Source organism: uncultured Thiodictyon sp., from assembly GCF_903828115.1.
Taxonomy (GTDB): Bacteria; Pseudomonadota; Gammaproteobacteria; order Chromatiales; family Chromatiaceae; genus Thiodictyon.
The window spans coordinates 1-24342 of the sequence record NZ_CAIKKU010000073.1 but is presented as its reverse complement, the minus strand read 5'-3'; the positions used below and the strand labels follow the sequence as shown (position 1 = coordinate 24342).

Sequence of the window (24342 nt, the reverse complement as noted above, 5' to 3'; positions counted from 1 at the left end):
CCCACCACGACAGCGTACCCGGGATCTCGGTCGCCACATCAGTTCTGATCGCACCCTCGGCAGCGCTGCGGGTGTCTTCCGGGGTTGACGTTGCGTTAGACTGCGACCCGTTACACCGGGCGCGCTGCCGCCGATCAGTGTCCCAAGGATCTGCGCCGGCTACCCCGGCCGCGGTACCGCGGGCGCGGCGGCCCGCGGCCGGTGTCAGGCTTCCGCCAGTCAGGTCATCAGATGCTCGCACCCCTTGCCCTCTTGGATCAATTGCAGGCCCGGCTCGACGAGACCATCGGCCTGCTGCCGACCGCCACGGCCGGCGGCTTCGCCTCCCTGATTCTCGAACTGCCCCGGACCCTCACCCTGGCGCCGGAACTGGGGCACCCGGGCTTCAGCTTCACCCACGGCCAACAGGGTGAACTGCGCGCGGGCTGCGGCGTGGCGGCCCAGTGGACCGCCCAGGGACCCGGGCGGCTGGAGACGCTGCGCGAGCGGGCCCAGGCCCTGAGTCGGCACTGGCACCAGTACGACCCGGACGAGACCGGTTTCGCCGGCTTCGCGCTGTTGGGCTTCGCGGCCTCGCCGTCCCCGGCCCGGTCCGCGCGCCTGCCCCAGGCCGGGGCCGAACTCCCCAACGCCCTGCTCTGGCTGCCGGAACTTGGTCTGTGCACGCGCGCCGGTCAGTCGGCGCTGGTGTTGACGACGCCCCTGCCGGTCGCCCCGGGTATCTTAAAGGAACGCTGGCGGGGCTGGCTGGCGCAGTTGGTGACGGCACTCGCCGCCCCGCTGCCCGAGCCGCTGACCCCGAGCCCGCTGACCGCGCTGGGCAGCCTGCCCGGACTCACCGACTGGCAGGCGCTGGTGCAGGAGGCGCTGGCGGAGATCCGCCGTGGTGCCTTGGAGAAGGTGGTCCTGTGCCGCCGGCTCGGGCTCAAGGGACGCCGGTCATTCGACCCGCGGCGTCTCCTCGCCGCCCTGGCCTATCTGTTTCCGGCCTGCCAGGTCATCAGCATCCGCCGGCACGGCACCCGCTTCGTGGCCGCCACCCCGGAGCGCCTGGTGCGCGTTGTCGGCCGGCAGGTGGAGGTGGACGCCATCGCCGGCACCGCCGCCCGCTCCGCGAGCGCCGCCGCGGATGCCGCCCTGACCGCGGCCCTGCGCGCCTCGGACAAGGAGCGGCGCGAGCACGCCATGGTGGTGGAGGCGGTGCGCGCCGTGTTGGACGACTGCTGTGACGAGGTCAGCGTCCCCGCGGCACCGGGCGTCATGCAACTGCACAATGCCCAGCACCTGTGGAGCCCCCTGAGCGGCCGGCTGCGCGAGGATACCGACCTGTTCACCCTCGCCGCCCGCCTGCACCCGACCCCGGCCACCAACGGCAAGCCCCAGGCCGCAGCCCGCGACTGGCTGGACCGGGTCGAGCCCCTGGAGCGGGGCTGGTACACCGGCGCCGCGGGGATCCTGGAGCCGGACCCGAGCGGCCGGCTGAACGCCGACCTCTGGGTGCTGCTGCGCTATGCCGAGGTGAGCGGCGATGAGGCCCGGCTCTACGCCGGCGCGGGCATCGTGCGCGGCTCCGACCCGCTGGCCGAGTGGCGCGAAACCGGACACAAGCTCGCCGCCGTCGCCACCGCCTTGCAGTTCGCATGAGCGCGGCCAGCCCCCCGCTGGCCGCGGACGGCGACCCGGCCTGGGTCGGCGTGCGCTGGTGCCTGGCGCTGCTCGACGGACTGCTGGCCGGCGGGGTGCGCCACCTGGTCCTGTCGCCCGGGTCGCGCTCCACCCCAGTGATTCTGGCCGCCCAGCAGCGCCCGGCCCTCACCCTGACCCCGATCCTGGACGAGCGCAGCGCCGCCTTCTATGCCCTGGGCCTGGCGCGCGCCGGCGCCCGGCCGGTGGCGCTGCTGGCCACCTCCGGCAGCGCCCCGGCCCACTGGTACCCGGCGGTGATGGAGGCCAGCGAGGCCGGGGTGCCGCTCGTCCTGCTCTCCGCCGACCGCCCCCCGGAGCTGCGCGGTTGGGGCGCCAACCAGACCACCGACCAGACCCGGCTCTTCGGCGCCCAGGTGCGTGAGTTCCATGACCCCGGGGCGCCGGTGGACACCGCCGCCGCCCGCCGCGCCCTGCACGCGCTGGGGCGGCGCGCCGCCGCGGTGAGCCAGGGCCGTCGACCGGGGCCGGTACACATCAACCTGCCACTGCGAGAGCCCCTGGTACCGCGGACCGACTGCACCCTGCCGGGCCCCGACCCGCGGTCGGCCGACGACGGGGCCGGGGACGACGCGACGGTGACCCTCACCCTGCCGCCGGGGCTCAAGGCACGGCTGCGGGGCCGCGGCCTGATCTATTGCGGACCCGATTCACCGCGGCCCGGCTTCCCCGCGGCCGTCTTGCGGCTTGGCGCCGCGCTCGGCGTCCCGGTCCTGGCCGACCCCCTGTCCGGGCTGCGCTTCGGCGCCGATCCCGGCGTCGACCTTTCGCTTGCGCCGTCCCCCCGCATCACCCGTTACAAGTCGATGGTCCGCAACCCCGGCGCCGCGGCGGTCTTGAGGCCCGACTGGGTGCTGCGCTACGGCCGGGCGCCGGTGTCCAAGACCGTGCTCGAATGGCTGCCCGGCATCCCGACCATCCTGGTGGACCCGGCCGAGCGCTGGTCCGATCCGGCCCACGACCTGGCGCGGGAGGGGTCTGTGCACCTCGCCCTCGACCCCAGCGCCCTGTGCAATGCCCTGGCCGCGGACCCGCCCGCACCCGCGGACCCGGCCTGGCTCGGGCACTGGACCCAGGCCGAGGAGCGGCTCGCCGCCCTGACCACGGACTATCTGGCGACGGCCCCCTGGTGCGAGGCCCACCTGATGCGCGACCTGGTGGCCGCCCTGCCGACGGGTGACGGCCTGCTGTGCGCCAACTCGCTGCCGATCCGCCAGTTCGAGACCTGGTCCGGCACCCGGGAGGCGCCGCTCATGGTCTTCGGCAACCGGGGAGTCAGCGGCATCGATGGTCAGCTCTCCACCCTGGCCGGACTCAACGCCGGGGGGGTGCCGACCACCGGCCTGCTCGGCGATCTGTCGTTCCTGCATGACCTCTCCGGTCTGCTGCTCGCCGCCCGGCTCGACCGACCCTGCATCGTGCTCAATAATGGCGGCGGCCGGATCTTCGACTACCTGCCCCAGCACGGCCTGCCGGACTTCGAGCGCCTGTGGCGTACCCCGCGCCCGGTCGCCCTCGACGCCCTGGCCGGCGCCTGCGGACTGCGCCACCGGCGGGTCGCCGCGTCCGCCGACTGGCGGGAGGCCTTGGCCGAGGGTCTCACCGGCGGACCTGGGCTCATCATCGAGGTCATGATCGACGCCGACCAGAGCCGGGAGGTCCATCTGGCCTTTCGGCAGCGCGTCGCCGCGGCGCACCTGATCGGTTAGCACGGCTGACCGTGAACGTCGCACAGCGATACTGTGGGAGCGGCTTCAGCCGCGACGGGCCGCGTGGAAGCGCGGCATCAGCATTCGCCGCCGGCGCCGCATCGCGGCCGCAGACCGCTCCCATGAGGACCTTTCATGTTCCGGGATGACGGCCAACCCCTCATGACCGTTAGCCTTCCGCTTGGCGAATGACGCAAGCCCCGAAGGGGCGAGACATACCAGCCCAGGGCAGCGCCCTGGGTTTGCGATTCAATGGGATCCAGCCCTGAAGGGGCGTGACATCAGGAGTCGACCGAGAAACGAGATAGCTATGTCACGCCCTTTCAGGGCTGATAGCTTCAATCCCAGGATCCCAGGGCGTTGCCCTGGGCTAGTATGTATGACCCCGTTGGGGTCATCGCCGGTACCGATGCGTCATGGGCACTGCCGCAGTGCCAACCCCCGCGACACCGTACCGCGCGCCTTAACCACCATGCCGATTTGACGTTTTTCGCTCAGAAGTCTGGAGTCAACGAGAATGCAGCAGCGCGCCGATCAGCCCACCGCAGACTGGGAGACCCCGCCGGGAGCGACCTACGCGGACATCCTCTACCAGCACTGCGCGGGCGTGGCCAAGATCACCATCAACCGCCCGGAGGTCCGTAACGCCTTCCGCCCGCAGACGGTGCAGGAGCTGATCGACGCCTTCCACCGCGCCCACCTGGACCGCGGGGTGGGCGTCATCATCCTCACCGGTGCCGGTGACCTGGCCTTCTGCTCCGGCGGCGATCAGCGCATCCGCGGCGACGAGGGCTACCGTGACGACGCCGGGGTCGAGCACCTGAACGTGCTCGAGCTCCAACGCCAGATCCGCACCCTGCCCAAACCGGTGGTGGCCATGGTGGCGGGCTACGCCATCGGCGGCGGGCACGTGCTGCACCTGATCTGCGACCTGACCATCGCCGCGGACAATGCCCGCTTCGGCCAGACCGGGCCGCGGGTGGGGAGCTTCGACGGCGGCTTCGGCGCCGGCCTCATGGCCCGCACCGTGGGCCTCAAGAAGGCCAAGGAGATCTGGTTCCTGTGCCGCCAATACGATGCCGCCGAGGCCTTGGGCATGGGCCTGGTGAACACCGTGGTCCCGCTGGCCGAACTGGAGTCTGTCACGCTGGATTGGTGCCGGACCATGCTGGAGTTGTCGCCGACGGCGCTGCGGATGCTGAAATCCGCCTTCAACGCCGACACCGACGGGCTCGCGGGTATCCAGGAACTGGCCGGGAACGCCACCGCCCTCTTCTATATGACGGCCGAAGGGCAGGAGGGGCGCGATGCCTTCCTGGAGCGGCGGGCGCCGGACTTCGGCAAGTTTCCGCGGCGACCTTGACCCTTCCGGCCGCGGACAGACAGGAGGTCGAGGCTTCGTGACGGTCGCGCAGCGACGCTGTGGGAGCGGCTTCAGCCGCGACGAGGCCTCGCAAACTGCCGCAACGTCGCAGGTTACCGCAGCCTCGTAGCGCGACTGCAAGCCGCTCCCACGCACGCCTTACGTTTTTGTTGCCTCGGATGACCTTTGACAGCCGCTTTTGCACACTGACTGAATATGCCGCAAGACCCGAACACCATCACTGCACCGCTCGCCCTGGAGCCGACTCACCGCACCAGCGCTTCGCCGTCGACCCTCGGTCGCTGGATCGCGGCGGCGCGCCCCAAGACCCTGCTGCTGGCGGCCACGCCGGTCGTGGGCGGCATCGCCCTGGGGGTCGCGGACACCGGCCGTCTGGCGCCGCTGGTCGCGCTGACCACCCTGGCCGCCGCGCTGGCTATCCAGATCGGCACCAACCTGCACAATGACGCGGCGGACTTCGAGCGCGGCACCGACACCCCGGAGCGCGTCGGCCCGCCCCGCGCCACCGCCCAGGGGTGGTTCAGCGCCCGCCAGGTCCGCACCGCCGCGCACCTGACCTTTGGCCTCGCCTTCCTGCTCGGCCTGTTCCTGGTGGCGCGGGGCGGCTGGCCCATCTTCACGATCGGGGTCGCCTCGCTGGTCAGCGGTTACGCCTATACCAGCGGCCCGCGCCCGATCGCCTATGGCCCCTTCGGCGAGGTCTATGTGCTCGCCTTCTTCGGCCTCGCCTCGGTGACGGGCAGCTACTACCTCCAGACCCTGACCCTGAACTGGCCGGCGCTGCTCCTCGGGTTCGCCTTGGGCCTGCCGGCCGCGGCGGTGCTGCTGCTCAACAACTATCGCGACCTGGAGACCGACCGGGCGGCCGGACGGCGCACCCTCTGCCAGGTGGTGGGGCGCCAACAGGCCCGTATCCTCTATGCCCTGCTGCTGCTCCTGCCGCCGGTCCTGGTGCTGGGCGCCGGGCTCCCCGGGGCGACCTGGCTCGGTCTCGCCGCCCTGCCCCTGGCCCTGGTGCTGATCGCCCGCCTCTATCGCGGTGCCCGCGGCGCAGCGCTCAATACTATGCTCGGTCAGACCGGTCTGTATCAGGCCCTGCTGACCCTGCTCCTGATCGGCGGCTTCACCCTGGGGGCCCGCACCTGAGCGGCGCCGCGCCCGCATGACGGCCTCGCGGCGGGTGGAACTCGAACTGATTCCCTACCGCCTCGCGCTGACCCGCCCCTGGGCCAGCGCCCGCGGCGGCTTTTCGGCGCGGTGCGGCTGGCTGGTGATCGCAGAGGCCCAGGGGATGCGCGGCTATGGTGACTGTGCCCCCCTGCCCGCCGCTGGCACCGAGAGCCCGGAGATGGCCGAACGCCGGCTCGGCGCCTTGGCCGCCGCGGCGCTGGACCTGGACGAGACCCTCGCAGCCTTAGCCAGCGCCCCCCGCGGCCCCACCCCGGCCGCTGATTTCGCCCTGGAGTGCGCCCTCTGCGACCTCGCGAGCCGCCTCGCGGGCACCAGCCTGCGCCGCGGGCTCGCCGCGTCGGCGCGCGACCGGGTCCCGGTCAATGCCGCCCTGGGGCCGCTCATCGAGACGCACCCGGGCGACCTCGCCCGCGCCGCCCGGGCGGGCTTTCGGGTGGTCAAACTCAAGGTCGGCATGACGACGCCGCCACTGGAACTGCAACGCCTGCGCGACCTCGCCGCCACCCTGCCGCCGGGGCTGCGCCTGCGTCTGGACGCCAACGGCGCCTGGGACCCGGCCACGGCCAGGCAGGTCATCAGCGCCCTCGCCGACCTGCCCGTGGAATCACTGGAGGAGCCCCTGCACGCACCCGACTGGCCGACCCTGGCCGCGCTCCAGTCCATCGCCCCCTTCCCCCTGGCCCTGGATGAATCCGTCGCGGCGCACGCCGACGCCCTCGACCCGACCCGGCTGCCGGTGCGCCGAATCATCCTCAAGCCCGCGGCCATCGGCGGTCTGCACCGCACCCTTTCGCTCGCCCGGCGGCTCCAGGGCGCCGGGATCGAGGTCGTCATCACCAGCCTGGTGGAGTCCGCCGCGGGTCTCTGGCCCACCACCCAACTCGCCGCCGCCATCGGCAGCCCCATCCCCCAGGGACTGGCCACGGCCGACTGGCTGCGCGACGACCTCGGCGCCCCGCCCCCGCTCTGCAACGGATACCTCCACCTGCCCGACTCACCCGGGTCCGGTTTCGCGCCATCCGACGAACGGTAGGAGTCGATAACCGCTGCCCCAGTGCCCGCGGACACCCGCACTTTGGTCGATTCAGGGGGCCTTCGAGACCCGCGCCCCAGTTCAGGCGATTATTGATAAAAGTGCGCCACCGCACCGACAAGTATAAATTTTCTCGCTGACCGCTCAGGCCCCCGAGCGACCCCGGCACGGCGATTCCGACCCGCTTCGACCGCCCGATCGGCACATCAGTGAACCCTTACCGACTGATCCGTGTTCATAAGAAAAACCTGCGTTAGGGTTTACCCCATTAGGGTTTCCCCCTAAACTCCCCGCCATCAGTAAACGACCGGCCAGCGGTACCCCCTCTGCCCCGACCTGGGCCTCAGGGATCGGCACCGCACCCGGCACGCAACCGACGGTTGATCTCTATGAACAAGACCCTGGTCTCCAGCGCCCTGATCGCAGCCCTGCTCCTCATCGGCACCGAAGCCTCGGCCGCCAGCCCCGCCGACAAGGCCCAGGCGGGCATGGCCTCCTACTACCACGACCGCTTCAACGGCCGACGCACCGCCAGCGGCGCCCGCTACAACAAGGGGGAACTCAGCGCCGCCCACAAGACCCTGCCGCTCGGCAGCCGGGTGCGGGTGACCGACTCCCGCAGCGGTCGCAGTGTGGTAGTGCGCATCAACGACCGTGGACCCTACGCCAGGGGCCGCGTCATCGACCTCTCGCGCGCCGCCGCCAGCGAAATCGGCCTGGTGAGCAAGGGTGTCAGCCGGGTCACACTCGAAGTCCTGAAGGTGTCCGGCGAGGTCGGGACCTGATCGCACAGCAGACCCCACGGCCCCGCGCCCGTAGGGTCCGCTGTGCGGACCAGCAACCTCCCGTCCAGCAGGGTGTGGCCGGAGTTATGAGCAGGGCCTACCGGGGCACCGGGTTAGGCCTCCGGCGGGCCGGCGGCGCACCCGTCCCTCCCGGCCACTCGGGATGCAGGAAGATCGCAACCGCAGCACAAGCTGCCAGTGATCGCGGCCAATGGGACAAAGGCTCCATCATCGCTGGGACCAGCCTGTCCGGTTCGCCGATTGCGACATGGTGTGTCGCAAGAGAGCAGACCAGAGCAACGACTGGCCGATCCAGTTCGCCGCGTTCTGCGATACTCGAGGATCGTCGGAACACAGGATGATGGGAGACCACATGACCTCGCCGATAGACCGACTGGAAGAAGCGCTTTGGGGCGCTTGCGTGGTCCAAGGTGCGGCCCCGGATGAGGGGACCCTGGTCCGCTGGCAGACTGACGAGTTGGCCCATTTGCGGGAACGTTTCTCCGTCCGGCCGCTGCCGGCGGAGTTCGATGATTTAGCCCGACGTGCCCTGGCGCAGTGGCAGGAGCGCGAGCAAGTGGCCTGCGCGCGTTTGGGCATGGCCCGCGAGGCATTTCTGAGCGAGTTCGAAAAGCTCAGGGAGGATTATCTTGGCGGCGGCCAGGAATGGCAACGGACCGCCTTGTCACTATCGTCTGAAATCCACGGCGCCGTGCGCAACATGGATTGGGTGAATCTGTTTTCCTGGGTCCTGCCCAATGCCGATCGCGAACGCGCCGAGACACATCGTATGGTCGGGCGCATGGTCACGGCCCTGTTCTATGTCGAACTGCTATTCAAGCATGTACTACTCGACGATCAGTCACTCTCTTTACGCAAGATCGAGGCGAGATGGCGATTGGTCTCTGTCCCTTGATCAAACCGTCGCGATTCCAGGCGCAGGGCGACGGATACCGCTGATGTCGTCTCAGCTTCGCATCAGGACCCAATCCGCTCATCCCAGGCCCGGTTTGCATCATCCGGTATATGGGCCACCGCCCAGGCTGCAAAATTGAATGCCGTTCCGGCGAAGGTCTGCGCGCTGGCGGGGTAAAGATAGGCGGTGACCGCATCATGAAAGGCCGTCTGACTGGGAAATTGCCGCCAGTCGCGATAACCAGGCGCGCGATGGTCGAACATGGCCTGAACGACGGTCCGCCGCAAGGTCGGGTGCATCAGCCCGTAAAATGAATTCCAGCGATCCTGCGACCGCAGCCACTGCCATTCCCAGGCCACCGCCAGCGCCTCCTCGTGCCAGCGGTCGAATGACCCGCCGAGCAGACGCCGACAGAAGTCGCAAACGTAATGGAAGCGCTCGTGCTGATAAACGGAGTAGACCAGCAATTGCAGGACGCGCTCGGCGTCCTTGGTGGTGACGAAGGGGAACTGCCGTTGGGCATGCCGGATCAGGCTCTTCCAGTACCCCTCGATATTCCCACGGTAGAGAGTGATCATCCCGGGGCTGCCCATCCACTGGTAGGTGCCGAGAAGCGAGAGGGCCGCTGAGACCTCAGGAAATGATTCATTGCTGTCGGGGGCGCGTTCGCGGAAGGCATCAAGGTTAGGCGCATCGACGAAAATTCCCGGCGTAAGAAGTCGATCGTCGGGTGCTTGGTCGGCGGGGGCGGCATCCTCGCGAAGCTGGATCGGTGTATCGGCGAGTACTTGCTTGATGAGTATGTCGGCGACGGTCATATAGGCAAATAGCTCGTAGCTCTAGCGGACCGATGCCAGCGCTGGCTAAGGCCCGCCCGGGTATCCGACATAATCATGGCATCAGCACGCCCATCCGGCCCTGGTCGCTAAACGCCTTGCCAACTCTTTCGACTATCTCGATAATTTTCCTACCAAGCGAACCATCGTGAATTGCCTGCCAAGGCTGAAAACTCGTCGACCAATTTTGGAAGTCTTGATCAAACTCCACTTGAGACGGCCACGCCCACCACGGCCAAGCCTCAGATTGCTGAGCATCGACGAAGGCATTGTTCATAATCTCGTAAATCTCGCTCCATTGTTGTTGGTTTTTTGTCACAGACCTTGATCGTCTACAAATACCCCAGAAGAACCGGTTAAACCCGGCACTTTCAAACTCGAAGCAAATTGTCTTGTTATGTTTCGCGTCAAGGAGAATACCAAAACCGGTATTTGCTCTTGAGCCGTCGCATCTATCCCATAAGAGAGTATAGGGCAGCTTTATTCCACTCTCGATATCTGTTTTCAATTTTGAGATAAGGTCTCGCTTGACTGCATCCAAAGATTGCGCAATCAGAAAGGCTGATTCCAGATTCTCTGGAGAGGCAAGAAGGGTTTCTTTGATTTGGAGTTCTTCGCTCACGTCAAGCTCCGCGCTTACATTGGTACGGATGAATTTCACCAGCTCATCGACGAAGATGCGGACGGTCGGCGCCTTGGTGTGCAGTGCGCCGTCTTCCAGCCATTCAATCGCTTCGTGGTAGTTCATTTGAACGAAATGCCCGCCTTGTTTAAGCTGCTCGCGTCTCGTTGGGCTAATGCTGCATGGATTCGGTTCACTGTTGCTGAGATAGACCAGGAGCCAACGTTGACAGGATGTACGTCGCGCGGTGCGCCTCAGCCACTTCGCGTAGTCCCACAATTGTCGACGCCCATCACGATCCCATGGCTTGTTTTCTATACCGATCAAGCCGCTGTCAAATTTCAGATAGACGTCAATCCGGCGATTCTTGTTCGTTCGCTTTTCCCGTTCGGGCCTTAGGCATTGCGCGCCTGCGGCCCAGTCGGCGGCGCCGATTCGCTTCAGAAAGATATCAAGAAAGAGCCGACCCTGACCGTGCTTGCCCTTCGGGTCAAGAAGATCCCGAAAACAATCCGACAATCCATTCTCGTTGTTGCGGAGATAGTCAAAGATGCGAAAATCCGGCGCAAGCTGCTCGGAAAAAAGTTCCTTTGCTTTCCGCAGGGTGCGGACATCGAATAATACCTTCCCCAACAACGTGCCGATATTTTTTCGTTTCGATTGTCGCTCCGCAGCGATCTTCCCAACCATATCTTCAAGTAGCATTGGAACGTTCATTTTTCATGATCCATAATCGGAAGTAACGCCAGTCTCTTCGCCCGGAAGTCAGCCGATGATTGGCCCGCGCGCGGCGCTATCGGCTCAGTGCTCATCCGAGACACGCGTACCGAGCTTCCGATAGGCCATGCTCGCGCACCTCCCTCAGAGTTGATCCAGATCAACCTCGATCGCCTCATCGAGTTGAGACTGGCGCTCCCGAACGGTCTGCGCGAGATCCGCGTCTTCGATCCGATCCAGCAGCCACTCGTAGGTGTCCGCGGGAACCAGGTAGGCCGTCGGTTCGTCATGATTCAGGATAGCGACCGCTGCTCCGCCCGCCGCCGCCAGCGCGGCCGCCAGTCCCGCGAATCCCGCGGCCCCTTGCACATCGAGCTCGCGCACACCAAGGCTCAGGATGTGCGGCAGACGCCTCTCGCGGGGTCGCACCTCGGCGGCAAGATCGTCGGGAATTTGCAGGGTGAATTGCATCGCGTTGCGCTCAGTCGAAACGATTGATCATTGGCGGTCCCCCGCGTCCAGTATTCCCCCTCCCCGCAACCGCGTCAAGTCGTGACGGCGGGGGCTGCCACCAATCAGGTCGGGGACGCTCGGGTCAAGGGCGTTGGGCCGCGCTACGGCTGGACGGTCGGCCTGGCGACCGACCGCATCGGCTGAAGCCTCGACATCAGGGGCCTTGGGCCGGATTTCGACCCGCGGCGCCCGAGCCGCACGGCGCCTGACACAGGCGTGCGACCGTTGAAACAGTGGCACGAGAACAGGGAGGCTATGCCACTGGATTTCGCCGGCTGGCAGGTCCAGGAACCAAATCCAGGTTTCCGCCGTTCCGGAAAATTGGTATTGTTGTCGCTTCACTTTCGACTCACCGAGCAGACTGCCTACATGCGTATAAGCACTGGATTTTTTGCCCTCACCGCCGTGACGGCGGCCCTGTACGGCGCCGCAATCGCCGCAGCTGACGACGCCGCCCCCCCGCAAGGAGCCCCGGCCGCGGCCGCGGCGGCGGCCCCCGCCGCGCAGCCCACGGCGGTCGTCGTGACGGTCAACGGCGTGGCCATTACCCGGGCCGAGCTGGACCGTGCCACCCAGGCGTTTCTGGCCCAGAACCGGATGCCGGCGCCGACCGATCCCGATCAGAAGAAAAAGATGGAAGAGGCCGCCCAGGAACAGATGGTCACGGAGGAGGTGCTGTATCAGGCGGCCAAGAAGGAGGAGGTTCCCGACCTCGATAAGCAGGTCGCGGCCAAGTTCGACGAGGTGAAGGCGCAGTTCCCCGACCCGGAGGATCTTGCCAAGGCGCTCAAGAAAAACGGGATCACGGAGCAGGAGTTGAAGGACCTACTGCAGCGTGATGTCGTGATCGGCGCCTATATCGCGAAGCAATCCGCCGCGGAGCCTGCCGTCACCACCGAGCAGGCCAAGGCCTTTTATGACGAGAACCTCGACAAGTTCAAGAAGCCGGAATCCGTCCGTGCCAGCCATATCCTCATCAAGTTCGCACCCAAGGCCACGGACGAGGAAAAGCAGGCGGCCAGGAAAAAGGCGGATGAGCTCCTGGCAAAGTTAAAGGGCGGCGCCGACTTTGCCGAGGTGGCCAAGCAGGAGTCCGCTGATACCAGCGCCAAGCAGGGTGGCGACCTGGGTGAGTTCGGTCGCGGCCAGATGGTCAAGCCGTTCGAGGATGCGGCCTTTGGACTCAAGCCGGGCGACCTGAGCGAGGTGGTCGAGAGCCAGTTCGGCTATCACATCATCAAGTCGACGGGTAAGACCGAGGCGCAGACCGTTCCCTTCGCCGAGGTTCAGGCCAAGATCGTGCAGTATTTGACCGAGACGCAAGGCCAGAAGCGGATGGCAGCCAAGATCGCGGAATTGAAGAAGGCGGCCACGATCGTACCTGCGGGGCAGGAGAAGTGATCGACCAACCGGTCGCCGTTCGCTGAAGCGATCAAGACGCCCCCGCACTGGCGCGCCGTGCGGGGGTGTTTTTTTTGGGGATCAGTCAGCCCGACGGCCGTGAACCCGGAAAAAGCAGTTTGGCCGCAAATGAACGCAAATTGACGCAAATAATCAGAGACTTGGCCTTCACTGCATGTTCAGCGTTCGGATGACGCCCACGACGATGCTAACCAGCAGATTTATTTGCGCTTATTTGCGTTCATTTGCGGCCGAATACTCTTTCTGTTGGGCGCAAATCACTCCGGCCCGCCAGGCGTGCAGGGATAGAGCCGCGCCAGGATACCCGGGACCACCCGGTCGATGGCAGCCCTCTGGTCCGGCGCGCGGCGCAGTTCGGCGATGACCTTTCGCACCGTAGTCGGCGTCGATTCATCGACGGGCAGGCACCAGCGGTAGACGGAGCCGTCGACCTGCCCGGGCTTGCAGCCGCAGGGCGCGGTGTACCACTCGCACATGGCCGCATCGACACCCCGGTCGCCGTTGGCCGCACCTCGCGCGCAGGCGGCCAGTACCTGGGCGACGGTTGGGGTGGCCGCGAAGGGGCCGCCGGGAGCGGTCGCCAGCAGGAGGCCTAAGCCCAGCCCAGTCGCGGCCCGTTCAATCGCATTCATCGTCAGTCACTGTGCGCCGCGCAAAAAAAAAGGGCCGCTCGATGAGCGACCCTGATCGATTTGGAGCGGGAAACGAGACTCGAACTCGCGACCCCAACCTTGGCAAGGTTGTGCTCTACCAACTGAGCTATTCCCGCTTTGGAAGCCAACTATTGTACGAGTTTGGCTGAAGCTGTCAAGTCCGAAGTGCCCACCGCCACGGCGAAGTGTCCTTTTCGCTTGTAGTTTAGTGCATCCACGATCATTTTTCGCAGGATCGAGATTGCAGCCCGCGCGGTCCAGGCGGGTTTCACCGGCGCCCCCCAGCATCCTGGCGCCGCGCACGGAAAAAAGCGCGCAGGGTTTCGCCGCAGGCGTCCGCGAGCACGCCGCCTGAACAACGCGTGCGGTGATTGAAGCGGGCGTCGGCGGGCAGCAGGTCGAAGACGCTGCCGCAGGCGCCGGCCTTGGGGTCCGGAGCGCCGTAGACGACCCGCTCGACCCGGGCGTGGATGATGGCCCCGGCGCACATGACGCAGGGCTCCAGTGTCACATAGAGGGTGGAGCCGGGGAGCCGGTAGTTGCCGCTGCGCCGGGCGGCGTCGCGCAGGGCCTGGATCTCGGCATGGGCCGTGGGGTCGGCGGCGCCGATGGGGCAGTTCCAGCCCTCGCCGATGCGGGCGCCGGCGAGGACCAGCACGGCGCCGACCGGGACCTCGCCCTGCCCCGCGGCCCGCCCGGCGAGCGCCAGGGCCTCTTGCATCCAGTGGATGTCCTCGGCCGATGGTATCGGCGATGCGGCCTCGCACATGATCCCGGCCATCCCGCTAGCGCTGCAATAAAAGCCTAAAAAAGCGCCCGGGGCGATGCGCCACCCCCCGGGACGATGGTCGAGGCCGACGCCACGCTCAGCCCCTCAGCCCGGCGCGGCGTAACCGGCCTAGTCTAACGCGTTCGCCCTGAACCGTGGCGCGGCGGCGCCGACACCAACACCGTTTTTATGCTAAAAATGCCGGGGAAAACGCGGCCTGCATGAGCATATAGGGTATCCCGACGATGGCGGACTGGCAGCACGAGCGACAGGAACTCCTGGCCTACTACGACCGACTGCGCGGCCGGGCCTTGGCATTGGAAGAGGAACTGGGTGCCGCACTCAACAGTCTCGACCTGGTCGCCGCGCTGGTGCGGGCCCGCCGGGCACTGGAGGTCATCGTCATCGAGGAAAAGGACGCGGGGCGCTTCTTCGGCCGCGCGGCCCTGCTGGAGCGGGAACTCCTGCCCGCCTTCCTCGCGCTGGCCGCGGGTCCGGCCCGCCTGCTCGCGCTGGTCGGCCCCTCGGGCTCGGGCAAGTCCTCGGTGGCCCGCGCCGGCCTGCTGCCCCTGATCAAGTCGCGCCTGCCCTGCCGGCTGCTCACGCTCACGCCCACCCATCGCCCGCTGGACGCCCTCGCGCAGGCCCTGGCCCGCCACGCCCTGGCCGCGGTCACGGACCCGGCGCCCCGGCTCGCGCTGCTGCTCACCCTGCGCAGCGACTTCCTGGGCGAGACCCAGTGCTTCCCCGCCTTCAACGCGCTGCTCACCCGCCAGGGCCACCTGGTGCCGGCCCTGGACGAGCCCGGGCTGCGCCTGGCCATCGCCGAGCCGGCGCGCCTGGCCGGCCAGCCGCTGGACCAGGCCGTCGTCGATTTGCTCCTCGCGCAGAGCCTCGGCCGCGAGGGCGCCCTGCCGCTGCTGCAATACGCACTGAGCGAGGTCTGGCGCGGGCTCGCGGCCGGGCGCCCGCCGGAGGAGACACTGCGTTCCTGCAACGGGGTCGGCGGGGCCCTCGCCGGGCGCGCCCAGCAAGTCTATGACGGGCTGACCCCGGACGCGCGGCGCACCGCCCGGCGCTGCCTGCTGCGGCTGGTCCAACTCGGCGAGGGCGGACCCGACACCCGCCGCCGGGTGGCGATCGACGACCTGCTCGTCGAGGGCGAGTCGCGCCCCGCGCTGCTCGCCATCCTGCGCCGCTTCGCCGCGCCCGACGCCCGCTTCCTCGCCTTCGGGCGCGATGCGCAAGGACGCGAACAGGTCGAGATCACCCACGACGCGCTGATCGCCCACTGGGGCGCCCTGCGCGACTGGCTCGCCGCCGACCGTGACGACCTGCGCCTGCTCGCCCGGCTGGACGCCGCGGCCAGGCACTGGGAGCAACAGGGCGCGGCCGCGGGCCTCCTGTGGCGCCGGCCGGACCTGGACCTGTGCGCCGCTATGCCGGGCGCGAGGGGGCGGCGCTGAGCCCCTTGCAGGGCCGCTTCTACCGGGCGGCGCGCCGGCTGGCGGGACGGGAACGGCTGCTGCGCGGCGGGGCCCTGGCCGGCCTGCTGCTCCTGACGCTCGCCTCACTCGGCGCGGCCTGGTGGGCGAGCCGGGCCGAGGCCCTGGCCGAGCGGCAGCGGCTGGTCGCGCTGGACGCCATCGCCCAGCGCACCTATGAGACGGTGGACAAGCTGGCGAAGGTCGCCGGGACCAGCCAGGTCCTGGGCGAACTGATTCAGAACAACGTGGAGTTGCTCGACCGGCTCCTCGCGCTGGACCCGGCCGATGCCAGGACCCAGGACCATCGGATCGCGAACCTCCAGCGCGCGGCCGACGCCTGGATGCAGCTCGGCGACACCGGGCGGGCCAAGGAGACCATGCAGCGGTTACTGGAGATCACGCGGGGGCGTGCCGCTGCCGACCCGGGCAACCGCGAGTGGCAGCGCGACCTGTCCGTCAGCCACGAGAAGCTCGGCGACCTCGCCCTCGCCCTGGGCGACACCGCCGCCGCCCGCGAGGCATACCGGCAGGCACTCGCCATCCGCGAGCGTCTGGCCGCCGCCGACCCGGGCAACGGCGAGTGGCAGCACGATCTGTTGGCCAGCTACTTCAGGATCGGCGGTGTCAGACTCGCCGCCGGGGAGACCGCGGAGGCCCTGGAGGCCGCGGACAAGTGCGTCAGCATCGCCCGACGCCTGGCGGACGCCGATCCGTCGAACCCGCGGCGGGCGACCGAAACCGCCGCCGCGCTCAAGCTGCGCGGCGAGGTCCATGACGCCCAGGGGCACCTGGACCTCGCGACGGACGACTACCGCGAGGCAGCCAAGCTGACGCCGGACGCGGCCGACGGACAGGGCGCCCTGGGCTGGGCCCTGATCCGGCTCGGCCGCTTCGCCGAGGCCCGGGCGCCCGCCGAGCAGGCGCACCGCCTGGCCCCGACCGATGTGAATTGGACCATCAACCTCGGGCACACCTATCTGCTGGCGGGCGACCCGGCCGCCGCGCGGCCCTACTACGACGCGTCCATCGCACAGATCCCGGACGCCGCGGCCTTGGCGCGGGGCCCGGTCGCCGATTTCGAGCTGTTCATCGCCAAGGGTTGGCAGGTCAAGGCGTGCCGCGCCGCGCTGGCGCGGATGCGCGAGGGCTTTGCGCGGCGCGCCCCGGCCAAGCCGGCGGGGGGCGCCGGGCCCTGAGCCCGGACGATGGCCCTGGAATCGGCAATTGCTGGATGACAGGCGTGCGTGGGAGCGGGTGGATCATTCCCACTCGATAGTACCCGGCGGCTTGCCGGTGATGTCATAGACGACGCGCGAGACACCGGGGACCTCGTTGACGATGCGCCGGCAGACCAGATCCAGGAACTCGTAGGGCAGGTGCGCCCAGCGTGCGGTCATGAAGTCGATGGTCTCCACCGCGCGCAGGGCGATGACATGGGCGTATTGGCGGTTGTCCCCGACCACGCCGACCGAGCGCACCGGCAGGAACACGGCGAAGGCCTGGGAGACCTTGTCGTAGAGGTCGGCCCGATACAGTTCCTCGATATAGATGTGGTCGGCGCGGCGCAGCGTCTCGGCATAGTCGCGGCGGACCTCGCCCAGGATGCGCACCCCCAGGCCCGGTCCGGGGAAGGGGTGGCGGTAGACCATCTCCACCGGGAGGCCCAGTTCGACGCCGATGCGCCGTACCTCGTCCTTGAAGAGTTCGCGCAGGGGCTCGACCAGCTTGAGGTTCATGTGGTCCGGCAGGCCGCCGACATTGTGGTGCGACTTGATGACCTTCGCCTTCCCCGGTCCTGCCCCCTTGCGGGCCCCGGCCGACTCGATCACGTCGGGATAGATGGTGCCCTGGGCCAGCCAGCGGACCTCGGTGATGCGGGTCGCCTCGTCGTCGAAGACCTCGATGAAGGTGTTGCCGATGACCTTGCGCTTGCGCTCCGGGTCCATCACGCCCTTAAGTGCATCGAGGAACCGATCGGCGGCGTCCACCCGGATGACCTTGACCCCCAGGTGGCGGGCGAAGGTGGCCATGACCTGGTCGCCCTCCCCCAGCCGCAGCAGGCCGTTGTCGACGAAGACACAGGTGAGCTGGTCGCCGATGGCGCGGTGCAGCAGGGCGGCGACCACGCTGGAGTCGACCCCGCCCGAGAGCCCGAGCAGCACCTGGTCCCCGCCGACCTGGGCGCGCACGGCCGCGATACTGTCGGCAATGATGTTGTCCGGGGTCCAGAGGCGGTCGCAGCCGCAGATCGCGTGGACGAAGCGCTCCAGGATGCGCCCGCCCTGGCGGGTATGGGTCACCTCCGGGTGGAACTGGAGCCCGTAGAAGCCGCGGGCCTCGTCCGCAATGCCCGCCAGCGGGGCGTTCGGGGTCTCGGCGATGACGCTGAAGCCGGCCGGCAGGGACTCCACCCGGTCGCCGTGGCTCATCCAGACATCCAACAGACCGTAGCCCTCGGGGCTCAAATGGTCCTCGATGGCGTCCAGCAGGCGGGAGTGTCCGCGTGCGCGCACCTGGGCATAGCCATACTCGCGGTGCTCGGCCGGGGCGACCTGGCCGCCGAGTTGGGCGGTCATGGTCTGGAGTCCGTAGCAGATGCCGAGCACCGGTACGCCCAGCGCGAAGACCAGCGGATCGGCCCGCGGTGTCTCGGCCTCATGGACCGATTCCGGACCGCCGGAGAGGATCACGCCCTTGGGGGCGAAGGCGCGGATGGCCGCGGGCGCGATGTCCCAGGGATGAAGCTCGCAATAGACCCCCGCCTCACGCACCCGCCGGGCGATGAGCTGGCTGTATTGGGAACCGAAGTCCAGGATCAGGATGCGGTCGGCGTGGATGTTGGTATCGAGATGAGGCATGAGGGGTTCTTCTGCCCGGGGGCGCTTTCAGGGTGTTTGTCGCAGGTCGGCGGTGTAGTGGCCCTTCGCTTTCGCTCGTGCCAACCCAGTCCAGCCACGCGGTTGCGGCTACGTTCCTCTTGCCAGCATGTATTTGCCATCGATATCCTTGAGAAACCGTGTCAGTTCGCAGTAAAGACCGAGGAGTTCGTCATCCGTGACGGCGACCGCATTTCCTTGAAGGTCGGTACCATTTCGGTGGGTGATGTGGTGTCGTTTGTCGATCGCGTCGCGCAGAGCGATCGGGACGTGGAACTCTACCTTTAATGCGGCACGATAGAATACCTTGACGTCGTTGACGCGGTGCCACACCTCGTTTTGCATGGCATGCACAATGAACTCGCCAATCGAAATATTGAGGGCCTTGGGGATCGGCAGACACTGCCGATGGAATCTTGGAGTGTCGGCAAGCCGCCTGAGGGCGGAGGGGTTCGAGCGGATCTCCGCAATCAGCAGGTCGCTTAGGTATTTCTCCATCAGGGTGATGGCGTGAGTAAAATACAAGCGGTTGATAAACGGGTCGCGCGGCCGACTGGTGACCACATCGGCCTGAGAGACGAAATCCTGGAAATATCTGCTCACCGCTGCCACGCTATCGCTCATTGGGCTGGAACCTCGCATCCAGTCGGCCTTTGAGGCTTTCCGCTCCTTCGCTTTGGTTTACATCGATTTTCCAATCCACTCCGACACTCGACGACTGGACTGTGACGGCAATCTCGTTGCCTTCTTCGTCTTCAAAAATCTCATCGTTCTCGGAAACGCTGTCGCGATAGCGGTCGAAACATGGCACCAGCGATGGAACAGCAGCAATGAAAATCTCTTTGCCGTCCTTGAGCACCGAAAGATAGCCACCGGCGAGCGCCGGCGAACAGTCCGATCCCTCAAAGTGAAAAGTCGTCATGGCTTGTCTCCTCAAGATTTGCGTTCAGCGGCCCCGCAACGACGAGATCTCGTCGCTGTTCGGGTATGCTAGTTATCAATTCGATAGTTCGGCGCTTCCTTGGTAATCTGCACATCATGCACATGTGACTCGCGCATCCCCGCGCTGCTCACCCGCACGAACTGCGGCTTGGTGCGCATCTCCTCGATGGTGGCGCAGCCGGTATAACCCATGCCTGACCCCAGACCGCCGACCAACTGGTGGATGACGTTGAGCACGCTGCCCTTGTAGGGGACCCGCCCCTCGATGCCCTCGGGGACCAGCTTGTCCTTCTCCGAGTCCTCCTGGAAATAGCGGTCGCTGGACCCCTCCTTGGCGCCCATGGCCCCCAGGGAGCCCATGCCGCGGTACGACTTGTAGGAGCGGCCCTGGTAGATCTCGACCTCGCCCGGGGCCTCGTCGGTGCCGGCGAAGAGGCCGCCGATCATCACGCTGTGGGCGCCGGCCGCGATCACCTTGGCGACATCGCCGGAATAGCGCAGGCCGCCGTCGGCGATCACCGGGATACCGGTGCCCTCCAGGGCCTCGGTGACGTTCGCGACGGCGGTAATCTGGGGCACACCCACCCCGGCAACGATGCGGGTGGTACAGATCGAGTTGTGCACGATCGCATTGTCGGCGATGAAACTGTGGGTCGGGCAATCGACCTCGATGTCGTAGACAGGCAGCGCCAGATGCAGCGGCTGCCGATCAAGGAGTTTCAGTACCTGATAGTCCTTGACCAACCGCTTTTCATGCGAAACATTCAGGCGGGCACGGTAAGAGTCACGGCAGTTCGCGTCGCAGGTACCTGCCAGCCCACCGGCGGATGCTGGTTCGACATGGCAATTCGGCAAGCTGCCCTTGAGGCGCAGACAGAGCAGGCTGAAGAGTTCGACCAGCGACCGCGAGGTATTACCGAAACAGGTCCGCCCATCCGCACCGATATAGCCGTCGCTGTCCAGCAGCCCATCGAACAGCCCTTGCAGATAGTCGGGATTGGCGCACAGCAGATCGGGCGGCAATTGCTTGTCATGGCGCTTGCCGAACCGCGCCAGTAAACGCGCCCACTGGAGCGAATAGAAATGGACGTTGATGATCGCAGGTCCAGGGGTCTGTACCGGTGCGACACCCGTGACCTCCTGGACACACTGGATCAGTTTGGTCGCGATGGCTTGTTCATGCTCGCCAAAATACCAGGAGACCCGACCAATTTCGGAATTTCTGGACGCGGCGATGAAGGCATGGCCATCGCCGAGAAAGGTTCCAAAGAGATAGCCGAGCGCATAGGAATCACGGATGGCCGTGTGATAGCGGGCCAACTGCAGGTCCTTGCGAATGGCGAACCCGGTCAGGTCGATGTCGATACGCTCGGGCAGCTCGAACGCGACCTGGCGCGGAAACAGGCAGGTGCCGCGTTCGACTTCGCCGATAGCGCTCCAGCCGATTTTCGAGGCACCCTGTCGCGTAGGCCTGTCCAACACGTTGGCGTAGCCTTTCGATGTCACCGTCGCCGCGCTGGTCGTGGCGAGATCGCCCATGAGATAGCGATGGTCAGGGGTGGCCAGCGTGCCCCAGAGTGAGGCGGTGTGGCGGATTTGCATGACCTCGCGCACCCCCGTGCACCAGGCCTTCACGACGGTCACCGGTTGCCCATCCCGATTGATCACCCGATCACCGGGGCGGACATCCTCAATGTTCCGGTAGCTGGCATCAGCCATCAGAATGCGTGTACCGGCCGCGAAACAGCCAGGCCCGATCCCGACCTTCACCGCATCCGCCCCGGCCTCGGCGAGCGCCCGGGCGGCGTCCGCGGTGGCGATGTTGCCGCCGACGACCTGGACTGCCGGGAAGTTCTGCTTGACCCAGGCGACCCGGTCCAGGACGCCCTGGGCGTGGCCGTGGGCGGTGTCGACCACGATCACGTCCACCCCGGCCTCCACCAGGGCGGCGACCCGCTCGTCCGTACCCCGGCCGACGCTTACCGCCGCCCCGCAGCGCAGGCGCTCGTGGTGGTCACGCGACGCCTTGGGGAAGTCCTTGGCCTTCTGGATATCCTTCACGGTGATGAGGCCGCGCAGCTCGAAGCGGTCGTTGACCACCAGCACCTTCTCGATGCGATGCTGGTGCAGGAGGCGCACCACCTCCTCCCGGCTCGCCCCCTCCTTGACCGTCACCAGGCGTTCCTTCGGGGTCATGATGGCGGAGACCGGCTCGTCCATGCGGGTCTCGAAGCGGAGGTCGCGGCCGGTGACGATACCGACCAGCTTGCCGTGCTCGGTGACCGGGACACCGGAGATGTTGTGCGCCCGGGTCTGGCGCAGGACCTCGCCCACCGTCACGTCAGGCGACACGGTGATGGGGTCGCGGATGATGCCGCTCTCGTACTTCTTGACCGACAGCACCTCCCGCGCCTGGCGCTCCAGGCTCATGTTCTTGTGGATGATGCCGATGCCGCCCTCGAGCGCCATGGCGATCGCCAGGCGCGACTCGGTCACCGTGTCCATGGCGGCCGAGACCAGCGGGATCCGCAGCACGATGGCGCGGGTCAGCTTGGTCTGGAAGCTGACCTCATGGGGCAACACCCGGGAATGGGCGGGGACGAGCAGGACGTCGTCGAAGGTCAGTGCTTCCTGGATCAGGCGCATGGCTCAGGCACTCCGAAGGGGCGGCTACCCCGGGAAAATAACCTGCTAGTATATATTTACCGACTGGTTGAGTAAACTTCCCCGCGCGGCCCGGGTGCGATCGGAACTGATGTGTTAACGCACATTTCGTATGGTAAAGCTGCCGGACGTTCTCACGGACCGGGCGTCGTTGTCGTTGTCGTTGTCGTAATCGAATAATCCGACTACGATTACGACAACGACAACGACAACGACAACGACGCCCGGTCCGTGAGAACGTCCAGTAGCTGTCGGGCACGCATCGCGTACCCTACGACATGTGCGTTAACCCATCAGTTCTGATCGCACCCGACGACAAACGCCTCAATCGAAAGCGTCGCGTCGGACCGGGACGACTTCACATAATATTTTTCGCGCCCCCTCTTGACGTGCGGGGTCCGGGCTCTACTTTACATAACGCGGGCGCTCAACCGAGGCCCGCGGGTTCAGCGGTTCGTAAGAACGCGCCAGACCATATTGCTCAACCTGAGGATATGACCATGACGAACATCGACTTTTCTCCCCTGCTCCGGTCCATGATCGGCTACGACCGGCTTTCCAACGCGCTGGAGAGCGCCTATCGCACCGAGCCCGGCGGCTATCCGCCCTACAACGTCGAGGCGAGCGGCGAGAACGACTACCGCATCACCATGGCGGTCGCGGGCTTCGCGGAACAGGACCTGACCATCGAGGCCAAGGAAAACATCCTGACCGTCTCCGGTAATCGCACCGAGGACGAGGACCAGCAGGGCACCCGCCTGCTCTACCGCGGGATCGCCAACCGCAGCTTCGAGCGCAAGTTCCAACTCGCGGACTATGTCCGGGTGGTGGATGCGCAACTCGCCAACGGGCTGCTCCACGTCGAACTGCGGCGCGAAATCCCGGAGGCCATGAAGCCGCGCAAGATCGAGATCCGCGCCGCCCAGGTTCAGGACCAGACCCGGGAGCCGCTGATCGCCCCCGCCGAGCTGCGGGCCGCTGCCTGATCGGGGCGGCCAACCCTAGGGACGGGTAAGACGAAGGCCGGGCGCAAGCCCGGCCTTTTTGCGTCGTGGTGTTGCCCCCCCCGCTGATGCCTCACTGCCATTTAGGCCTGGTCAATCCGCACCGCCGGGGTTATCCGCAAGATCGCGCCGCACTGGGGTGCGGCGCTCCCAGGCCGGTTGAACCGTCCCCTACTGCTCGCGCCCGTAAAGCCCGGTCAGGCTCGCCTTGCCCAGACTGTGAGCGTTGACCAGATAGCCGACCAGCGCCGCGCTGGCCCCCGGCGGGACCTCGAGCTTGGGCACATCGAGCGCGTGCAGGGTGAAGTTGTACCGATGGGGTTTATCACCGACGGGCGGACAGGGGCCGCCCCAGCCCGCGCTGCCGAAATCGGTCGTGATCTGGCGCACGCCCGCGATCATCTTGGAGCCGTCGCTGGCCCCGGTGCCGACGGGGAGCGCATCGACCGTGGCCGGGATGTCGATCAGCACCCAGTGCCACCAGCCGCTCCCCCCGGTCGGGGCGTCCGGGTCATGCACCAGGAGCGCGAAGCCCTTGGTGCCCGCCGGCGGGTCCTGCCAGCTCAGGGCCGGTGACACATTGTCGCCGGTGCACCCGAAGCCGTTGTAGACCTGCGCCTTAGCGATCGTGGCGTTGGGCGCGATCTGCGCACTGGTCAGCGTAAAGGTGCCGGCGTCGGCGCCTGACGCGGCGGCCAGCAGGCTCAGCAGGAGCGGAATCTTGCGCATGGTGAATCTCCGTTGTCGTGACGAGAGGGTGAGCGGGCACGGCGAAACCGGGCCGATTGTACCCCGTGGGAGCGGCTTCAGCCGCGACCGGCCGCGCCGGGAACGCGGCAGCGGAGTCCGCCGCGGCGGATGCGATCAAAACTGATCTGGGTCGGCTCAAGCGTCGCCTGTAGGATGGGCAAAGCGCAGCGTGCCCATCCTCCAACCCGCGACGCGGCCCGGATGGGCACGCCCGATCAACGCCGCGACAGGTCCGGACCGTCGCGCGCGGGCTTTGCCCATCCTACGGCTCCGGCCCGACCTGGGAGCGCCGCACCCCAGTGCGGCGCGATCTCGCAGACAACCCCACCGGTGTGGGTTGAGCGCAGGCCGCGCCGCACTGGGGT

Annotated in this window: 20 protein-coding genes, 1 tRNA gene and 2 pseudogenes; 11 read left to right on the top strand and 12 right to left on the bottom strand. The window is 67.0% G+C overall.

Annotated elements, in window-relative coordinates:
• The first annotated feature begins 231 nt into the window (after positions 1-231).
• The 7 genes from QZY48_RS02710 to QZY48_RS02680 all read left to right on the top strand — a co-directional run bounded on the left by QZY48_RS02710 (position 232) and on the right by QZY48_RS02680 (position 8722).
• Positions 232-1644: an isochorismate synthase MenF gene (locus QZY48_RS02710; protein ID WP_295427369.1), complete on the top strand. Its 1413-nt coding sequence runs from the start codon at positions 232-234 to the stop codon at positions 1642-1644.
• Complete coding sequence (gene menD / locus QZY48_RS02705; protein WP_295427366.1) at positions 1641-3413, top strand: 2-succinyl-5-enolpyruvyl-6-hydroxy-3-cyclohexene-1-carboxylic-acid synthase; 1773 nt, start codon at positions 1641-1643, stop codon at positions 3411-3413. Before QZY48_RS02710 ends, menD begins: the two co-directional genes overlap by 4 nt.
• A 517-nt stretch (positions 3414-3930) precedes the next feature.
• Positions 3931-4776, top strand: coding sequence for a 1,4-dihydroxy-2-naphthoyl-CoA synthase (gene menB, locus QZY48_RS02700; RefSeq protein WP_295427364.1), 846 nt, complete (start codon positions 3931-3933; stop codon positions 4774-4776).
• Between the two features lie 216 nt (positions 4777-4992).
• Positions 4993-5943: a 1,4-dihydroxy-2-naphthoate octaprenyltransferase gene (gene menA, locus QZY48_RS02695; RefSeq protein ID WP_295427362.1), complete on the top strand. Its 951-nt coding sequence runs from the start codon at positions 4993-4995 to the stop codon at positions 5941-5943.
• Between the two features lie 16 nt (positions 5944-5959).
• A complete protein-coding gene (gene menC, locus QZY48_RS02690) occupies positions 5960-7021 on the top strand; it encodes an o-succinylbenzoate synthase (protein WP_295427359.1) in 1062 nt (353 codons plus the stop codon).
• Between the two features lie 389 nt (positions 7022-7410).
• On the top strand, positions 7411-7806 hold the full coding sequence (locus QZY48_RS02685; RefSeq protein ID WP_295427356.1) for a septal ring lytic transglycosylase RlpA family protein: 396 nt from the start codon (positions 7411-7413) through the stop codon (positions 7804-7806).
• Positions 7807-8179: 373 nt separating this feature from the next.
• A complete protein-coding gene (locus QZY48_RS02680; protein WP_295427354.1) occupies positions 8180-8722 on the top strand; it encodes a hypothetical protein in 543 nt (180 codons plus the stop codon).
• A 62-nt stretch (positions 8723-8784) separates the two neighbouring features.
• Here QZY48_RS02680 and QZY48_RS02675 read toward each other — a convergent pair whose 3' ends face one another.
• From QZY48_RS02675 to QZY48_RS02665, 3 genes are all read right to left on the bottom strand, one after another.
• Positions 8785-9540 carry a hypothetical protein gene (locus tag QZY48_RS02675; RefSeq protein WP_295427352.1) on the bottom strand — a complete coding sequence of 252 codons (756 nt, stop codon included), beginning with the start codon at positions 9538-9540 and terminating at the stop codon, positions 8785-8787.
• A gap of 73 nt (positions 9541-9613) precedes the next feature.
• Positions 9614-10897 (bottom strand): PD-(D/E)XK nuclease family protein, encoded by a 1284-nt coding sequence (locus QZY48_RS02670; RefSeq protein WP_295427350.1) that lies wholly within the window; start codon positions 10895-10897, stop codon positions 9614-9616.
• A gap of 144 nt (positions 10898-11041) precedes the next feature.
• Complete coding sequence (locus QZY48_RS02665) at positions 11042-11368, bottom strand: hypothetical protein (protein ID WP_295427348.1); 327 nt, start codon at positions 11366-11368, stop codon at positions 11042-11044.
• 267 nt (positions 11369-11635) lie between these two features.
• On the opposite strand from QZY48_RS02665, the gene QZY48_RS02660 reads away from it, so the two are divergent.
• Complete coding sequence (locus tag QZY48_RS02660; RefSeq protein ID WP_295427345.1) at positions 11636-12811, top strand: peptidylprolyl isomerase; 1176 nt, start codon at positions 11636-11638, stop codon at positions 12809-12811.
• Between the two features lie 278 nt (positions 12812-13089).
• Here the strand turns inward: QZY48_RS02660 and QZY48_RS02655 are convergent, their stop codons facing one another.
• The 3 genes from QZY48_RS02655 to tadA form a co-directional block, all read right to left on the bottom strand.
• Complete coding sequence (locus tag QZY48_RS02655) at positions 13090-13464, bottom strand: Rap1a/Tai family immunity protein (RefSeq protein WP_295427343.1); 375 nt, start codon at positions 13462-13464, stop codon at positions 13090-13092.
• A 61-nt stretch (positions 13465-13525) separates the two neighbouring features.
• Positions 13526-13601: transfer RNA gene (locus QZY48_RS02650), tRNA-Gly, on the bottom strand.
• 152 nt (positions 13602-13753) lie between these two features.
• Positions 13754-14254, bottom strand: a complete 501-nt coding sequence (gene tadA / locus QZY48_RS02645) for a tRNA adenosine(34) deaminase TadA (RefSeq protein ID WP_295427340.1) — start codon at positions 14252-14254, stop codon at positions 13754-13756.
• Positions 14255-14499: 245 nt separating this feature from the next.
• On the opposite strand from tadA, the gene QZY48_RS02640 reads away from it, so the two are divergent.
• Positions 14500-15720: a hypothetical protein gene (locus QZY48_RS02640; RefSeq protein WP_295427336.1), complete on the top strand. Its 1221-nt coding sequence runs from the start codon at positions 14500-14502 to the stop codon at positions 15718-15720.
• A complete protein-coding gene (locus tag QZY48_RS02635; RefSeq protein ID WP_295427335.1) occupies positions 15684-16937 on the top strand; it encodes a tetratricopeptide repeat protein in 1254 nt (417 codons plus the stop codon). Before QZY48_RS02640 ends, QZY48_RS02635 begins: the two co-directional genes overlap by 37 nt.
• Positions 16938-17000: 63 nt before the next feature.
• Here QZY48_RS02635 and guaA read toward each other — a convergent pair whose 3' ends face one another.
• From guaA to QZY48_RS02610, 5 genes and pseudogenes are all read right to left on the bottom strand, one after another.
• Positions 17001-18599, bottom strand: coding sequence for a glutamine-hydrolyzing GMP synthase (guaA, locus tag QZY48_RS02630; protein WP_295427333.1), 1599 nt, complete (start codon positions 18597-18599; stop codon positions 17001-17003).
• Positions 18600-18707: 108 nt separating this feature from the next.
• A complete protein-coding gene (locus tag QZY48_RS02625; protein WP_295427331.1) occupies positions 18708-19241 on the bottom strand; it encodes a hypothetical protein in 534 nt (177 codons plus the stop codon).
• Entirely contained in the window at positions 19231-19539 is a 309-nt protein-coding gene (locus QZY48_RS02620; protein WP_295427329.1) for a hypothetical protein, read from the bottom strand. The genes QZY48_RS02625 and QZY48_RS02620 overlap by 11 nt, the downstream gene beginning before the upstream one ends.
• Positions 19540-19607: 68 nt before the next feature.
• Positions 19608-20174: pseudogene (locus QZY48_RS02615) on the bottom strand (IMP dehydrogenase); the annotation flags it as partial.
• A gap of 981 nt (positions 20175-21155) precedes the next feature.
• Positions 21156-22205: pseudogene (locus QZY48_RS02610) on the bottom strand (IMP dehydrogenase); the annotation flags it as partial.
• Between the two features lie 518 nt (positions 22206-22723).
• On the opposite strand from QZY48_RS02610, the gene QZY48_RS02605 reads away from it, so the two are divergent.
• Positions 22724-23209 carry an Hsp20 family protein gene (locus tag QZY48_RS02605; RefSeq protein WP_295427327.1) on the top strand — a complete coding sequence of 162 codons (486 nt, stop codon included), beginning with the start codon at positions 22724-22726 and terminating at the stop codon, positions 23207-23209.
• 189 nt (positions 23210-23398) lie between these two features.
• On the opposite strand, the gene QZY48_RS02600 is transcribed toward QZY48_RS02605, so the two are convergent.
• Positions 23399-23956: a YbhB/YbcL family Raf kinase inhibitor-like protein gene (locus QZY48_RS02600; protein WP_295427325.1), complete on the bottom strand. Its 558-nt coding sequence runs from the start codon at positions 23954-23956 to the stop codon at positions 23399-23401.
• Positions 23957-24342: the final 386 nt, after the last annotated feature.

Bases quoted from the DNA above. Each gene is read 5' to 3' on its own strand.
- QZY48_RS02710 (WP_295427369.1), top strand. From the start codon at position 232: ATGCTCGCACCCCTTGCCCTCTTGGATCAATTGCAGGCCCGGCTCGAC.
- menD (WP_295427366.1), top strand. From the start codon at position 1,641: ATGAGCGCGGCCAGCCCCCCGCTGGCCGCGGACGGCGACCCGGCCTGG.
- menB (WP_295427364.1), top strand. From the start codon at position 3,931: ATGCAGCAGCGCGCCGATCAGCCCACCGCAGACTGGGAGACCCCGCCG.
- menA (WP_295427362.1), top strand. From the start codon at position 4,993: ATGCCGCAAGACCCGAACACCATCACTGCACCGCTCGCCCTGGAGCCG.
- menC (WP_295427359.1), top strand. From the start codon at position 5,960: ATGACGGCCTCGCGGCGGGTGGAACTCGAACTGATTCCCTACCGCCTC.
- QZY48_RS02685 (WP_295427356.1), top strand. From the start codon at position 7,411: ATGAACAAGACCCTGGTCTCCAGCGCCCTGATCGCAGCCCTGCTCCTC.
- QZY48_RS02680 (WP_295427354.1), top strand. From the start codon at position 8,180: ATGACCTCGCCGATAGACCGACTGGAAGAAGCGCTTTGGGGCGCTTGC.
- QZY48_RS02675 (WP_295427352.1), bottom strand. From the start codon at position 9,540: ATGACCGTCGCCGACATACTCATCAAGCAAGTACTCGCCGATACACCG.
- QZY48_RS02670 (WP_295427350.1), bottom strand. From the start codon at position 10,897: ATGAACGTTCCAATGCTACTTGAAGATATGGTTGGGAAGATCGCTGCG.
- QZY48_RS02665 (WP_295427348.1), bottom strand. From the start codon at position 11,368: ATGCAATTCACCCTGCAAATTCCCGACGATCTTGCCGCCGAGGTGCGA.
- QZY48_RS02655 (WP_295427343.1), bottom strand. From the start codon at position 13,464: ATGAATGCGATTGAACGGGCCGCGACTGGGCTGGGCTTAGGCCTCCTG.
- tadA (WP_295427340.1), bottom strand. From the start codon at position 14,254: ATGTGCGAGGCCGCATCGCCGATACCATCGGCCGAGGACATCCACTGG.
- QZY48_RS02640 (WP_295427336.1), top strand. From the start codon at position 14,500: ATGGCGGACTGGCAGCACGAGCGACAGGAACTCCTGGCCTACTACGAC.
- guaA (WP_295427333.1), bottom strand. From the start codon at position 18,599: ATGCCTCATCTCGATACCAACATCCACGCCGACCGCATCCTGATCCTG.
- QZY48_RS02625 (WP_295427331.1), bottom strand. From the start codon at position 19,241: ATGAGCGATAGCGTGGCAGCGGTGAGCAGATATTTCCAGGATTTCGTC.
- QZY48_RS02620 (WP_295427329.1), bottom strand. From the start codon at position 19,539: ATGACGACTTTTCACTTTGAGGGATCGGACTGTTCGCCGGCGCTCGCC.
- QZY48_RS02605 (WP_295427327.1), top strand. From the start codon at position 22,724: ATGACGAACATCGACTTTTCTCCCCTGCTCCGGTCCATGATCGGCTAC.
- QZY48_RS02600 (WP_295427325.1), bottom strand. From the start codon at position 23,956: ATGCGCAAGATTCCGCTCCTGCTGAGCCTGCTGGCCGCCGCGTCAGGC.